General features: G+C 72.2%; 14 protein-coding genes. 7 read left to right on the forward strand and 7 right to left on the reverse strand.

Features of this window, described 5'->3' with window-relative positions; translation table 11 throughout:
- The 7 genes from ABZS64_RS30560 to lgt form a co-directional block, all read left to right on the forward strand.
- The coding region (locus ABZS64_RS30560) for a DUF2752 domain-containing protein (protein WP_355836751.1) at window positions 1-450 on the forward strand (450 nt) is incomplete at its 5' end.
- A gap of 126 nt (window positions 451-576) precedes the next feature.
- Complete coding sequence (trpC, locus tag ABZS64_RS30565; protein WP_355836754.1) at window positions 577-1,386, forward strand: indole-3-glycerol phosphate synthase TrpC; 810 nt, start codon at window positions 577-579, stop codon at window positions 1,384-1,386.
- Between the two features lie 7 nt (window positions 1,387-1,393).
- A complete protein-coding gene (locus tag ABZS64_RS30570; RefSeq protein WP_355836757.1) occupies window positions 1,394-1,627 on the forward strand; it encodes a tryptophan synthase subunit(beta) in 234 nt (77 codons plus the stop codon).
- A 266-nt stretch (window positions 1,628-1,893) separates the two neighbouring features.
- Window positions 1,894-3,135 carry a tryptophan synthase subunit beta gene (gene trpB / locus ABZS64_RS30575; protein WP_355836759.1) on the forward strand — a complete coding sequence of 414 codons (1,242 nt, stop codon included), beginning with the start codon at window positions 1,894-1,896 and terminating at the stop codon, window positions 3,133-3,135.
- The gene (gene trpA / locus ABZS64_RS30580; protein WP_355836761.1) at window positions 3,132-3,947 is read left to right on the forward strand and encodes a tryptophan synthase subunit alpha; all 816 of its coding nucleotides are present in this window, start codon (window positions 3,132-3,134) and stop codon (window positions 3,945-3,947) included. Before trpB ends, trpA begins: the two co-directional genes overlap by 4 nt.
- Before the next feature lie 62 nt (window positions 3,948-4,009).
- On the forward strand, window positions 4,010-4,846 hold the full coding sequence (locus ABZS64_RS30585) for a thioredoxin domain-containing protein (protein ID WP_355836763.1): 837 nt from the start codon (window positions 4,010-4,012) through the stop codon (window positions 4,844-4,846).
- Window positions 4,847-4,943: 97 nt separating this feature from the next.
- On the forward strand, window positions 4,944-5,912 hold the full coding sequence (gene lgt, locus ABZS64_RS30590; RefSeq protein WP_355836765.1) for a prolipoprotein diacylglyceryl transferase: 969 nt from the start codon (window positions 4,944-4,946) through the stop codon (window positions 5,910-5,912).
- A gap of 75 nt (window positions 5,913-5,987) precedes the next feature.
- Here the strand turns inward: lgt and ABZS64_RS30595 are convergent, their stop codons facing one another.
- From ABZS64_RS30595 to ABZS64_RS30625, 7 genes are read right to left on the reverse strand one after another with little or no spacing between them, the layout of a single operon-like run.
- A complete protein-coding gene (locus ABZS64_RS30595; RefSeq protein WP_355836767.1) occupies window positions 5,988-6,788 on the reverse strand; it encodes an aldolase/citrate lyase family protein in 801 nt (266 codons plus the stop codon).
- Window positions 6,785-7,984, reverse strand: a complete 1,200-nt coding sequence (locus tag ABZS64_RS30600; RefSeq protein WP_355836769.1) for a CoA transferase — start codon at window positions 7,982-7,984, stop codon at window positions 6,785-6,787. The genes ABZS64_RS30595 and ABZS64_RS30600 overlap by 4 nt, the downstream gene beginning before the upstream one ends.
- On the reverse strand, window positions 7,981-8,883 hold the full coding sequence (gene rbsK, locus ABZS64_RS30605) for a ribokinase (protein ID WP_355836771.1): 903 nt from the start codon (window positions 8,881-8,883) through the stop codon (window positions 7,981-7,983). Before rbsK ends, ABZS64_RS30600 begins: the two co-directional genes overlap by 4 nt.
- Window positions 8,880-10,250, reverse strand: coding sequence for an ADP-ribosylglycohydrolase family protein (locus ABZS64_RS30610; protein WP_355836773.1), 1,371 nt, complete (start codon window positions 10,248-10,250; stop codon window positions 8,880-8,882). Before ABZS64_RS30610 ends, rbsK begins: the two co-directional genes overlap by 4 nt.
- Window positions 10,247-11,410 (reverse strand): ADP-ribosylglycohydrolase family protein, encoded by a 1,164-nt coding sequence (locus ABZS64_RS30615; RefSeq protein WP_355836775.1) that lies wholly within the window; start codon window positions 11,408-11,410, stop codon window positions 10,247-10,249. Before ABZS64_RS30615 ends, ABZS64_RS30610 begins: the two co-directional genes overlap by 4 nt.
- On the reverse strand, window positions 11,376-13,016 hold the full coding sequence (locus ABZS64_RS30620; RefSeq protein ID WP_355836776.1) for an ADP-ribosylglycohydrolase family protein: 1,641 nt from the start codon (window positions 13,014-13,016) through the stop codon (window positions 11,376-11,378). The genes ABZS64_RS30615 and ABZS64_RS30620 overlap by 35 nt, the downstream gene beginning before the upstream one ends.
- The gene (locus ABZS64_RS30625) at window positions 13,013-14,071 is read right to left on the reverse strand and encodes an ADP-ribosylglycohydrolase family protein (protein ID WP_355836778.1); all 1,059 of its coding nucleotides are present in this window, start codon (window positions 14,069-14,071) and stop codon (window positions 13,013-13,015) included. Before ABZS64_RS30625 ends, ABZS64_RS30620 begins: the two co-directional genes overlap by 4 nt.
- Between the last annotated feature and the right edge of the window lie 57 nt (window positions 14,072-14,128).

Here is a 14,128-nt window from a genome sequence, read left to right on the forward strand (position 1 = left end):
ACCTTCAACCGTCCCGACGGAAACAAGCAGCAGAGCATCGACTGCTGGCCGATCTACACCTTCTCGGGCGACGCCAAGCCCGGTGACACCAACGCCGGGGTGGCAGCGGCCTTCGCGTACGTCGGCACGGTCGACCCCAATGAACCGGGCCACTACCCGGTCTGCCCGCTGCTGCGCTTCACCGGCATCTACTGCCCGGGCTGCGGCGGCCTCCGCAGCGCGCATGCCTTCATCCACGGCGATCTGACCGGCGCGCTCGGGTCCAACGCCATGGCCGTCGCGGGCTACGGAATCTTCGCCGTCGTGTGGGTGATGTGGCTGATTCGCACCGTACGCGGCGAACCCATGCGGATCGCTGTCGCGCCCGTCTGGTGGTGGACGCTCGGCGGTGCTCTGCTGATCTTCAGCGTGGTCCGGAACCTTCCATTCGGCTCGGTGCTTGCCCCCTGACCGTGCACCGAAGTCCCAGGTAATGGGACAGAGGACATCCGGATGCGAGCCCGGAGCCATGGTGCGGATACCATCGAGATGGCTGATCCTGAACCATCATCACCGTCCCGGAAGGGGGCCGCTCGCGTGAGTGTGCTCGACGAGATCATCGAAGGCGTGCGCGCGGACCTCGCAGAGCGGCAGGCGCGCGTCAGCCTCGACGAGCTCAAGGAGCGCGCTGCCAAGGCTCCTGCAGTCAAGGACGGCGTCGCCGCACTCCGCGGCGAGGGCGTCCATGTGATCTGCGAGGTCAAGCGCTCCAGCCCGTCGAAGGGCGCGCTCGCCGCAATCGCCGACCCGGCCGGGCTCGCCGCCGACTACGAGGCGGGCGGAGCGGCCATCATCTCCGTGCTGACCGAGCAGCGCCGCTTCGGAGGCTCGCTCGCCGACCTCGAAGCCGTCCGCGCCAAGGTCGACATCCCGGTGCTGCGCAAGGACTTCATCGTCACCGCGTACCAGCTGTGGGAGGCCAGGGCGTACGGCGCCGACCTCGTGCTGCTGATCGTCGCCGCGCTGGAGCAGGAGGCCCTGGTCTCGCTGATCGAGCGGGCCGAGTCGATCGGGCTCACGCCACTGGTCGAGGTCCACGACGAGGACGAGGTCGAGCGCGCGGTCGAGGCCGGAGCGAAGATCATCGGTGTCAACGCCCGCGATCTGAAGACGCTCAAGGTCGACCGCTCCACCTTCGAGCGGATCGCCCCCGAGATCCCGGCGCACATCGTCAAGATCGCCGAGTCCGGTGTGCGCGGTCCGCACGACCTGATCGCCTACGCCAACGCCGGTGCCGACGCCGTACTCGTCGGTGAGTCCCTGGTCACCGGCCGTGACCCCAAGTCGGCCGTCGCCGATCTGGTCGCCGCCGGAGCCCACCCGGCCCTGCGGCACGGGCGGAGCTGACCCTTCGATGAACGTCCGCCGCGCCGGTCGACCGACCGCTCCGGGCCGCCGCCCGGGGCTGGTCGGCGTGCGCGCCGGACTGCCCGCACGCGACCCGCACGCGCCGCTCGCCCGTGGCTGCAAGCCACGCGGCTGCCGGGCTCCGGCCCGCCGTGTGCACGGCCGCCGGGTGCGGTATGTGATCGGCTCGGAGCCGGGCCAGGTCAACGGCATGCGATGGCGCGGGGCCTGCGCGCGCTAGGCGGTTTGTTCCCCTACCCGCCCCTTCCCGTAACCAAGGAGCTCCGCTCCCTGGACCCCCGTATGCGACCTTCGGCCGCATGTCCTCAAACGCCGGACGGGCTGAAGAATTCAGCCCCGCCGGCGATTGAGGCGCGGGGTCCGGGGCGGAGCCCCGGTTACGGGGAGGGGCGGGGTGGGGGAACCGGTCACCCCGCTGACGCGCGCGCATTCCGTGTCCCTGCACACCAGACTTAGGGCATCAGCCCTGACAAGGAGCATGTCGCCATGTCCAGCGACTTCTTCATCCCGGACCCGGAGGGTCACGTCCCCAGTCCCGAGGGCTACTTCGGTGCCTTCGGCGGCAAGTTCATCCCCGAGGCCCTCGTCGCCGCCGTCGACGAGGTCGCCGTCGAGTACGACAAGGCCAAGGCCGACCCCGCCTTCGCCGCCGAGCTCAACGACCTCATGGTCAACTACACCGGCCGCCCCAGCGCGCTCACCGAGGTGCCCCGGTTCGCCCAGCACGCCGGTGGTGCCCGGGTCTTCCTCAAGCGGGAGGATCTCAACCACACCGGCTCACACAAGATCAACAACGTGCTCGGCCAGGCGCTGCTCACCAAGCGCATGGGCAAGACCCGGGTCATCGCCGAGACCGGCGCGGGCCAGCACGGTGTCGCCACCGCCACCGCCTGCGCGCTCTTCGGCCTCGAATGCACCATCTACATGGGCGAGATCGACACCCAGCGCCAGGCCCTGAACGTGGCCCGGATGCGGATGCTCGGCGCCGAGGTCATCCCCGTGAAGTCCGGCAGCCGCACCCTCAAGGACGCCATCAACGAGGCGTTCCGCGACTGGGTCGCCAATGTGGACCGTACGCACTACCTCTTCGGCACGGTCGCAGGCCCGCACCCCTTCCCCGCGATGGTCCGCGACTTCCACCGCGTCATCGGCGTGGAGGCCCGCCGCCAGATCCTGGAGCGGGCCGGACGGCTGCCGGACGCGGCTGTCGCCTGTGTCGGCGGCGGATCGAACGCGATCGGCCTGTTCCACGCCTTCATTCCCGACGCGGATGTACGTCTCGTGGGCTGCGAGCCCGCCGGACACGGCATCGAGTCCGGTGAGCACGCGGCCACCCTGACCGCGGGCGAGCCGGGCATCCTGCACGGCTCGCGGTCGTACGTCCTGCAGGACGAGGAAGGCCAGATCACCGAGCCGTACTCGATCTCGGCCGGACTCGACTACCCGGGCATCGGCCCCGAGCACTCCTACCTCAAGGACAGCGGGCGCGCGGAGTACCGCGCGGTGACCGACGACGAGGCGATGCAGTCGCTGCGGCTGCTGTCCCGTACGGAGGGCATCATCCCGGCGATCGAGTCGGCGCACGCGCTGGCCGGAGCGCTGGAGGTGGGCAAGGAGCTCGGCAAGGACGGGCTGATCCTGGTCAATCTGTCCGGCCGCGGCGACAAGGACATGGACACCGCCGCCCGTTACTTCGGGCTGTACAACGGCGAGGGGGACGCGAAGTGAGCGGCAACATTCAGCTGTTGAGCGACACCCTGGCGCAGGCCAGGAACGAGAACCGGGCCGCGCTCATCGCGTACCTCCCGGCCGGTTTCCCGACCGTCGACGGCGGGATCGCGGCGGTCAAGGCGGCCCTCGAGGGCGGCGCCGACGTCGTCGAGGTCGGGCTGCCGCACAGCGACCCCGTCCTCGACGGCCCTGTCATCCAGACCGCCGACGACATCGCCCTGCGCGGCGGCGTCAAGATCGCCGACGTGATGCGTACGGTCCGCGAGGCCCACGAGGCCACCGGAAAGCCGGTCCTCGTCATGACGTACTGGAATCCGATCGACCGGTACGGCATCGAGCGCTTCACGGCCGAGCTCGCCGAGGCGGGCGGCGCGGGCTGCATCCTGCCCGACCTGCCGGTCGAGGAGGCCGGTGTGTGGCGGGAGCACGCCGAGAAGCACGGCCTCGCCACGGTCTTCGTCGTCGCGCCGAGCAGCAAGGACGCCCGGCTCGCGAAGATCACGGAAGCCGGTTCCGGCTTTGTGTACGCGGCCTCGCTGATGGGTGTCACCGGAACCCGTGAGTCGGTGGGCGCGCAGGCCCAGGACCTGGTGCGGCGCACCCGCGCCACGACCGAGCTGCCGGTCTGCGTGGGCCTCGGTGTCTCCAACCCCGAGCAGGCCGCCGAGGTCGCCTCCTTCGCCGACGGCGTCATCGTCGGATCCGCCTTCGTCAAGCGGCTCCTCGACGCACCGGACGACGCCGAGGGCCTCGTGGCGGTACGGGAACTGGCGGCCGAGCTCGCCAAGGGCGTGCGCAGGGACGCGTAGCTCGTACGGGTGGATATGGGACCGGGGAGGCGTGCAGCGCCTCCCCGGTTCGTTTGTGGGATGTGAGCGAGAAGAACCAGGAACGCAAGCGGACCGCGCGAGAGCGGCTCCAGCAGGAACGCGAGCAGGAGAAGGCACGTGAGAAGCGCCGTCGGCTGCTGATCGTCTCGGCCGCGGTGGTGGCCGTCCTCGGCCTTGCCGCCGTGGTCGGCGTGATCGCGGCCAATTCCGGAAAGAAGGACGGCGGTTCCGATGCCGGTCCTCTCCTCGCGCCCGCGGGCGTGCAGGGCAAGGACCAGCTCGCCATCCCGGTGGGCGCGAGCGACGCCCCCTCCACGCTCACGGTGTGGGAGGACTTCCGCTGCCCGGTCTGCGCCCAGTTCGAGAACGCGTTCCGGGACACGATCCGCGAGCTGGAGACCTCGGGGCAGATCAAGGTCGAGTACCACCTCGCCACCATCATCGACGGGAACATGGGCGGCAGCGGCTCGCTGCGTGCCGGGAATGCCGCGGCCTGCGCGCAGGACGTCGGCAAATTCGCCCCGTACCACGATGTCCTCTACCAGAACCAGCCGCCGGAGACGGAGGACGGCTTCGGCAAGAACAGCAGGCTGATCGAGCTCGCGGGCAAGGTCGACGGCCTCGACACCCCCGCCTTCCGCTCCTGTGTGGAGGACGGCAAGCACGACACCTGGGTGCAGAAGTCGAACACCACGTTCTCGAACGGCGGCTTCCGCGGCACGCCGACCGTGCTGCTCAACGGGGAGTCGGCCTTCCCGGACAAGGGCGGCGAGCAGATCACCCCGGCCAACCTGAAGAAGTGGGTGGCGGAGGCGAACAAGGGCAAGAAGCCGGGCACCCAGAGGCCCACGCCGCCCCCGAGCGCGCCTGCCTCCTGACCGCCCGCGGCCCCGCGATGAGGGCGCGGCTCGTTATCCAGACGTTGCCGGGTGGGTTGCCGTACGTCCCACCCGGCAGGGTAGCGTCGGTCCTGCCATGGAACTTGCCTACATTCCCAGCCCGTCGACCGGTGTGATCCATCTCGGACCGCTCCCGCTGCGCGGCTATGCCTTCTGCATCATCATCGGCGTCTTCGTGGCCGTCTGGTACGGCAACAAGCGCTGGATCGCCCGGGGCGGCAAAGCCGGCACCGTGGCCGACATCGCCGTCTGGGCGGTGCCCTTCGGTCTCGTCGGCGGCCGGCTCTACCACGTGATCACCGACTACCAGCTGTACTTCAGCGAGGGTGAGAACTGGGTCGACGCCTTCAAGATCTGGCAGGGCGGCCTCGGTATCTGGGGCGCGATCGCGCTGGGCGCGGTCGGCGCCTGGATCGGCTGCCGCCGCCGTGGGATCCCGCTGCCGGCCTGGGCGGACGCCCTCGCACCCGCCATCGCCTTCGCGCAGGCGATCGGCCGCTGGGGCAACTGGTTCAACCAGGAGCTGTACGGCAAGAAGACCGATCTGCCGTGGGCCCTCAAGATCACCGAGGGTACGAACCGCGAGGCGGGCCTCTACCACCCGACCTTCCTGTACGAGTCCCTGTGGTGCATCGGCGTCGCGCTGCTGGTCATCTGGGCCGACCGGCGCTTCAAGCTGGGACACGGCCGGGCGTTCGCGCTGTACGTCGCTTCGTACTGCGTGGGCCGGGCCTGGATCGAGTACATGCGCGTCGACGAGGCGCACCACGTTCTGGGGCTGCGCCTCAACGTGTGGACCGCGATCGTCGTCTTCGTGCTGGCGGTGACCTACATCGTGGTCTCGGCGCGGGTGCGGCCGGGGCGCGAAGAGATCGTGGAGCCGGAGCGGCCCGAGAAGGCCGGGTCCGGGAAGGCGGCGAAGGCCGAGGCGGGCGATGCCTCTGCTGATGACGCTCCTGCCGATGACTCCCCGGACAACGACGGGAAGGCCGAGGCGGACGTGGATGCCGGCGCAGCTGCCGACGCGGAGTCGGCCAAGGGCTGACCGCGGGGAGAGTGTGCGGCTAGGCCGCCGGGACCGAGAGGTCCCGGCGGCCTTCCGCTTTTCCGGAAACCCTCCCTAAGAGCCCTCGCGGCGGGCCAGAGCCAGCGTGCGCTGTGCCGCGGCCACGATCGCGGCGTCGACGAAGCGGCCGTCCGGCAGGGCGAGCGCGCCCTCGTCCGTGGCCGCGGCCTTGACGATCTCCTCCGCCGCCTCGATCTCCTCGGGCGTGGGACGGAACGCCCGCTCGATGACTGGAAGTTGGCGTGGGTGGATGGCCGCCCGGCCCAGGAAGCCGAGAGCGCGGCCATGGGTGCAGGAGGCGTAGAGGGCGTCCAGGTCGCGGATGTCGGGGAAGACGGACTGGGCCGGGGGCGGGAGACCGGCCGCGCGAGCCGCGACCACGATGCGGGTGCGCGGCCAGTCGAGGGAGGTGCCGTCCCGTACGCCGAGGTCGGCGCGGAGGTCGGCCTCGCCGATGGCGATGCCGTGGACGGCGGGATGGGCGGTGGCGATCGCGTACGCGTGCTCGATGGCCAGCGCCGATTCGAGGAGCGGATAGAGGGGGACGGCCGGGGCGGCGGCCGCGATCCGCCGGATGTCAGTGGCGTGTGCGACCTTGGGAATACGCAGAGCACAGAGGCCCGGAAGTGCGGTGAGGGCCTCGATGTCACGGGGGGTGTTGATGCGGACATGGACCGGAAGGGTCTGGGGGGAAGCGAGAAGTTCGGCGGTGGCCGCCAGGGCGTACTTCTTGCGATCGGGGGACACGGCGTCCTCGAGGTCGACGATCACCACGTCGGCGCCGGATGCGAGTGCCTTGTGCACGACCTCGGGGCGGTCCCCGGGGGCGTACAGATAGGTGAGCGGGGTGGTCATAGGGCGCCCTGGGTGCGGAGTTCGGCGATATCGGTCCGGGACAGGCCGAGTTCGGTGAGGACGGCGTCGGTGTCGGCGCCGTGCGGGCGGCCCGCCCAGCGGATGGCGCCGGGGGTCTCGGAGAGCCGGAAGATGACGTTCTGCATACGCAGGGGGCCGAGTTCCGGGTCGGGGACCTCGGCGATGCTGCCGAGCGCCTGGTACTGAGGGTCTTCCATGACGTCCCGGACGTCGTAGATCGGGGCGATCGCCGCCTCGGCCTTCTCGAAGGCGGCCATGGTCTCGTCGCGGGTGCGGCAGGCGATCCAGCCGCCGACCGCCTCGTCGAGCACGTCGGAGTGCTCCGCGCGGCCGCTGCCGGTGGCGAACCACGGCTCATCGATCAGCTCCGGGCGGCCGACGAGATGCATGACGCGTTCGGCGACCGACTGGGCGGAGGTGGAGACGGCCAGCCAGGAGCCGTCGGCGGTGCGGTAGGTGTTGCGGGGGGCGTTGTTGCGGGAGCGGTTGCCGGTGCGGGTCTGTACGTAACCGAGCTGGTCGTACCAGAGAGGCTGCGGGCCGAGGACGGTCAGGATCGGCTCGATGATCGCCATGTCGACGACCTGGCCACGGCCGGTCGCGGTGCGGGCGGCGAGTGCGGTCATGACGGCGTACGAGGTGGCGAGCGCCGCGATCGAGTCGGCGAGGCCGAACGGAGGGAGGGTGGGCGGACCTTCGGGCTCGCCCGTGATGGAGGCGAAGCCGCTCATCGCCTCGGCGAGGGTGCCGAAGCCGGGGCGGTGGGAGTACGGGCCGAACTGCCCGAAGCCGGTGACGCGGGTCAGGACGATACGGGGATTGGCACTGCTCAGCTCGTCCCAGCCGAGCTGCCACTTCTCCAGGGTGCCGGGGCGGAAGTTCTCGATGATCACGTCGGCGGTGGTCGCGAGGCGCAGGAGGGTCGTCCGGCCGCCGGGGGTGGACAGATCGAGGGTGACGGTGCGTTTGTTGCGGCCGAGCAGCTTCCACCACAGGCCGACACCGTCCTTGGCGGGGCCGTGTCCCCGGGAGGGGTCGGGGCGGGTGGGGTGCTCGACCTTGATGACCTCCGCGCCGAAGTCGCCGAGCATCGTGGCGGCGAGCGGGCCCGCGAAGAGGGTGGCCAGGTCGAGGACGCGCAGCCCTTGCAGCGGAGTGGGCGCCGGTGCGGTCATGAGGCGGCCGTCCCGTACGCCTCGTCGATCTCGGGGCGGTACGGCATGGAGGTGGAGGCTCCTGGACGCTGGACGCACAGTGCCGCGGCGGCGGAGGCCCAGCCGAGGGCCTGTTGTACGGGTCTGCCCTCGCCGAGCGCGACGGCGAGGGCGCCGACGAAGGTGTCACCGGCGCCGGTGGTGTCGACGGCGGTGACCTTGGGAGCGGGGACGGTGACGGGCTTCGTTCCCCGGCTCGCGTACAGGCATCCGGCCGAGCCGAGCGTGATTACCACCTCGGGGACCAGACGCAGCAGCGCGTCGGCCGCGGTGTGCGGGTCGGCGACACCGGCGAGCGTGGCCGCCTCGTGCTCATTGGGCACCAACAGGTCGGTGGCGGCAAGGAGTTCAGGAGGAAGGGGCTGGGCCGGGGAGGGGGTGAGGACGGTCCGTACACCCTGGCGGCGGGCGGCTTCGGCGCCGTCGAGCACGGCGCTGAGGGGTAGTTCGAGCTGGAGGAGGAGCGTGTCGGCGGTGGCGATGAGGGCCTCGTCGCCGGGGGCGAGGGCGGTGACGGTGCCGTTCGCCCCGGGGATCACCACGATCGAGTTGCCGCCTTCGTCGTCGACGACGATGTGCGCGGTGCCGGAGGGGCCTTCGGCGGTGCGCAGGAGATCGGTGTCGACGCCGGAGGAGACAAGGGTCTGCCGGAGGCGCCCGCCGAACTCGTCCGAGCCGACCGCGCCGATCATCGCGACATCGCCGCCGGCGCGGGCGGCCGCGACGGCCTGGTTGGCGCCCTTGCCGCCGGGGATCGTACGGAACTCCCGTCCCGTGACGGTCTCCCCGCGCTTCGGGGCGTTGGCGACGTACGCCACGAGGTCCATGTTGGTGCTGCCGAGCACCGCGATGACGGTCATGGGCGGAGTGCCTCCTGATGTGTGAGGTGGGCGAGGGTGTCGAAGCCGATGCCGTCGAAACCGGCGATGGAGGTGGCGAGACGGTTCTTGAGCGGTGCGGTCCAGCGGTCGGGGACGGCGTCGGGGTGTCCGGCGAGCAGGCCCGCGAGGGACCCGGCGGTCGCGCCGTTGGAGTCGGTGTCCCAGCCGCCGGAGACAGCACGGCAGATGGAGCCCGTGAAGTCGCCGTCTGCGTGGGTGAGAGCGGCGGCGAGGAGCACGGCATTGGGGATGGCGTGCACCCAGTGATAGTGGCCGAGGGCGGCGTGGAGACGGTCCACGACGGTGTCGAAGTCGGGTTCGGCGCGGGCGGTCTCGATGCCGAACCGGACGGCCCGCGAGAGGCGGGAGCGCGGGGGGACGACGGTGAGTCCGGCGGCGAGGGTGTCGTGCACATCGGCGGTGCCGCCGGCCGCGGTGGCGATGGCGGCGGCGATGAACATCGCGCTGTAGACGCCGTTCGCGGTGTGGGTGAGGGAGGCGTCGCGATGGGCCTGCGCGGCGGCGGCCGCGGGGTCGCCGGGGTGCGTCCAGCCGTGGATGTCGGCACGGATGGCGGCGCCGATCCACTCCCGGAAGGGGTTGCGGCGGGCGGCGCTGAGCGGGGGTTCGACGCCGGAGAGGAGATTGCGGTAAGCAACGCGTTCGGCGGTGAAGGTACGGCCGGCCGGGAGTTCGTCGAGCCAGAGCTGTGCGAGCTGGGCGGTGGTGAACGCCCTTCCCTGGCGCTGGAGGAGAAGGAGGTTGAGCAGGGGGTAGTTGAGGTCGTCGTCCTCGGGCATGCCGTCGATGTTCTCGGCGAGCGAGGTGGCGGCGGAGCGCCGGTTCCAGGGGTGGGCGGCGGCGAGGTCCGCAGGGAGGCCCTTGGCGGTGAACCAGGAGGTGAGGGGCCAGTTGCCGGTGGCGCGGGCGATGGCGCGGATGGCGTGGAGGGGGAGCTTTTCGACGGGCTTGCCGAGGAGACAGCCGACGGCGCGGCCGAGCCAGGCGGCGTGCAGGGCGTCTGGTCCGCTCGGGGTTCGGCGCGTCACGGTCGGGGCGGGCCAGGTGGGGCAGATTGCCTTGATCAAGGGGAGTGGGGTGGGCTCGTACTCCGCCAAGGGGCACGGAAGTACGGCCAGTTCGTCGAGGAGTTCGTGGGCCAGTGCGCGCACATACGGCGGGGCCGGGGCGGGGGACGCTCCGGCGCGGGGTGGGGCCAGGGAGCCGCCCGCCCGGGTCCAGCGGGTGCGGATGTCCCGCGCGTCGCGGCCGTCCTCCTCCGCCTGGCGCAGTTCATGGCCGACCAGGTCCTCCGGCTGGACCCAGGTCAGACGCAGGCCCGTCACGGCGTTTCCGTCAGCCGGGCGAACGCCGACTCGTGGGCGCGACGGCGCTCGCGGTCCCGGGCGAAGATCTCGCCGGCGACCGCGGCCAGCTCACGCGCCGGGGTGTGCAGATCGATACGGCTGGCATCGGCCACCGTCTTCGCCCAGTCGCTCGGCACAGCGGACTCTCCGTGCAGCGCGCCCGCGATCGCCCCGGCCATGGTGGCGATCGAGTCGCAGTCGCGGCCGTAGTTGACGGCGCCGAGGACCGTACGGCGGTAGTCGCCGCCGCCGACCATCAGCATGCCGAGGGCGACGGGCAGTTCCTCGATGGAGTGCAGGCGGGACGGGCGGCGGGCGGCGAGGGAGGGGGAGCGGTAGTCCGGGCCGACCGTGTCGAAGGGGGCGACCGCGGCTCGTAGCGGACCGAGCGCCGACTCGAAGTCCGAGTGGTGGGTGGCGACTTCGGCGACCTCCTCGATGGCCGCCTGCGTACCGTCCTTGGCGAGGGAGAGTGCGGTGTCGATCACCGTGGCGGGGGTGGCGTCGGGGAGGCAGGCCGCCGAGACCGCCGCCGCGAAGACGCCCGCCGCCTCGCGTCCGTACGAGGACTGGTGGGCGCCGGCGATGTCGATGGCCTCGGCGTAGGCGGCCGTCGGATTGGCCGCGTTGACCAGGCCGACCGGGGCCATGTACATCGCCGCGCCGCAGTTGACGATGTTGCCGGCGCCCGCCTCGCGCGGGTCGTTGTGGCCGTAGTGGAGGCGGGCCACCATCCACTTCTCGGCCAGGAAGACGCGTTGCAGGGGCAGCGCCTCCGCCTCCAGCTCGGGGATCCAGCGAGGGTTCGAGATCAGGTCGGGGACCAGATGGTCGGCGACTGCGTACGCGTCCAGGTGGTCGCGGACGGTTGTGTACACCCGGATCAGCGCGTGCGTCATCAGAGTGTCGTCGGTGATGTGGCCGTCGCCCTTGTGGTACGGGGCGATGGGGCGGGCGGTGCGCCATTCGTCGCCGTGCCACGGGCCGACAATGGCGTGGACGCGGCCGCCGTGCCGCTCCACGATCTGCTCGGGGGAGTAGCCCTCGACCGGGCCGCCGAGCGCGTCACCGACCGCCGCGCCGATCAGGCTGCCCGTGATCCGGTCATCGAGTGTGAGCGTCGCGAGTGTCGTCGTCATGTCGGAATTGTCCACCCGGGGCGGTCAGTTCCGTGCGTGCGAGCAGCCCGGCGAGTTCGACGAGATCCGTGCCCGCGAGGCGGGGGAGTGCGCAGCCCGCGAGGGTGCGGCAGGCGTCGCGCCACGTGGCCGGGACGGAGTCGCCTCCGCCGAGCGCGCCGGTCAGCGCGCCGGCGAGGGCGGGGGCGGAGTCGGCGACGCGGGAGAGACAGGCCGCGGCGGGCACGGCTTCGGCGACGCGGCCGCGGGCGGCGGTGGCGAGGGCGAGCGCGACGGGGACGGTCTCGGCGGCGGCGATTCCATAGCTGTAGACGTGGTCGACGATCTGGTGCTCCAGGAGGGGGACGAGTTCGAAGGCGCCCGTCGCGTCGCGGGCGAGCTTGACGGCGTGCTGGGCGTTGCGGCCGATCTCGGTGGCGTCGGGGAGCTCGGCGAGTGCGGCTTCGACGGCGTCGTCGACGGTGGCGCCCCCGAGCGCGGCGGCGACGGCGGCGGCCATGGCGCGGGCGCCGTGCACTCCGTCACCGTCCTGGCTGTAGCGCGCGTCGAACTCGGCGAGCTCGGCGGCGGCCGCCGGGTCGCCGGGGTGGACGACGGCGAGGACCGCGGCGCGTACGCAGGCGGCGTCGTCGAAGTAGTGCGGGTTGTCGTGGCCGGTGGCGGGCGGGCGCAGGCCGGTGGCGAGGTTGCCGAGTCCGGCGCGTACGGAGATACGGGCGCGGAGGGGGAGCACGGCGGACTCGACCTCGGGGGCGCGGTCGGCGGCCGCCGCGACCTCGCTGGCGAGCGAGTTCCAGGCGAGATCGACGGCGGCGCGCATCCGGCGGCCCGGCGCGAGCCCGGCGAAGAGGTGACCGGCGGCGGTCAGCACGGTCTCGGCAGCGAAGGCGGCCCACTCGGCGTCGTCGGAGGGACCGAGGCGGAGGGGCTCGGGAGGCTGGTTGAGGGCGATGGGGACGGGGAGGGTGGTGGTCGCGTTCTGCTCGGCGAAGGTGTCGAGCTCCCGGGTGAGCCGCCGGGTCCACTCGGGCATGCGGGCGGCGCGATGCCGCGCGGCGGGCCATCCGGCGGCGTCCCCGGAGGCAAGCCCGAGGAGGAGCCCCTCGATGGGCCGGGCCGGGCGGTACTCCTCCCCAGCCCCGCCCCTTCCCGAAACTGGGGGCAGGCCCCCAGCCCCCCGGCGGGCGCCCGGCGCTTCGCGCGAGCCCCGCGGACTGTGCGGGGCGGCTGCGCGGCCCGAGGCGATGCTCTGCGCTTCGCGCGAGCGGGTGGGGCCGGTGGCGCTCAGCTGGTCGAGGGCGGGGGCGTCCGCGGTTTGCGCTGCGCCCGAGTCGGCGGGTTCGGTGATTTCCGGAGCCGGGGTCCGGCCCCGGGTGTTGCTCGGCGCTTCGCGCGAGCCCCGCGCACCCGGCGAGCCGCTCGTGCCGCCCGCTGCGTCGCCCGGTGTTTCGCGCGCGCGGTACGGACGGTCCGTGGCCGCTGCGCGGCCCGAGGCGATGCTCGGCGCTTCGCGCGAGCGGTACGCGCAGCCCGTGGTGTCGCTCGGCGCTTCCCGCGAGCCCTCCGGCGTGGCGTTCCCCGCCCGGGTTCCGCGTTCCGGGGTCATGACGTTGCCTGGGGGTCGTCGTCCGGGGTCAGTAGTTCCGCGATGTCCAGGACGTGGTAGCCCATCATCGACGGGAGGCAGCTGCCGCGGACCGGGCCGATGGCCGAGGACCAGGCTGTCGGGATCGCCGAGGCTCCCGACAGGGCGCCGGACAGGGCGCCTGCCACCGCTGCCGTCGTGTCCGCGTCGCGGCCCATGTTGACCGCCGTCAGGACCGACGTACGGAAGTCTCCGCGGGCCGCAGCGAATGCGCCGAAGGCCAGGCCCACCGCCTCCGGCGCCAGGTCCGTCCAGGGGTAGCCGCCGATCACCACCGCCGAGCGGACCGAGCGTTCCATCGCCAGGGTGTCCGTGTGGGTGCGCTGGGCCGCCACCACCGCGCGGCGCAGGGAGCGGGCCGTCCACGAGTCCATGGGGACGACCGACAGCGCGGCGCCGATCACCGAGGCCGGGCCGCCGCCCGCCATCGCGGCCGCCACACCCGCCGCCACCGCCTGGCCGCCGTAGATGCCCTCGCCGTCGTGGCTGACGCTGCCGTCGATCGCCACCAGCCGCGCCGCCTCCGCCGGATGGCCCGCCGCGAAGACGCCAAACGGCGCCGCCCGCATCGCCAGGCCGTCGCTCCATGCGTGCCGGTGCTGGGCCGAGATGGGGGCGGCGAGCCCGCGGCGGAGGTTCTCGAGGGTGCCGCGTTCGCTGAACCCGGCCCCCCGGAACGGGCCTTCGTCCAGGTCCGCGATCCAGTCGTGCCACGCGTTCTCGACATGCGCGACGGTCAGCGCCGAGCCGTGCCGCGCGAGCAGCAGGCCCGAGAAGATCGCGTACTCCGTGTCGTCCGTGCCCGCCGGGTCGTCGCTCACGAAGCCCTCGATACGGCCCCATCTGCGGCGGATCTCGGAAGGCCGCATGTTCTCGGCCGGGGCACCCAGCGCATCGCCCACCGCGAGACCCAGCAGTGCGCCGCAGGCCCGATCGCGCAGGAGCGAGGCCTTACCGGCTGGATCAAGTGAGGACTTACCGGCCGGATCAACGGGATTGCATGCAATCAACTCCATGGGGCGGGCCCCTTTCGCGCGCACCGAGCCTGTTCCTGCATCTGTGCCACGCGCGGC

Origin of the sequence: Streptomyces sp. NPDC005408, from assembly GCF_040606445.1 — a bacterium.
GTDB lineage: Bacteria > Actinomycetota > Actinomycetes > Streptomycetales > Streptomycetaceae > Streptomyces.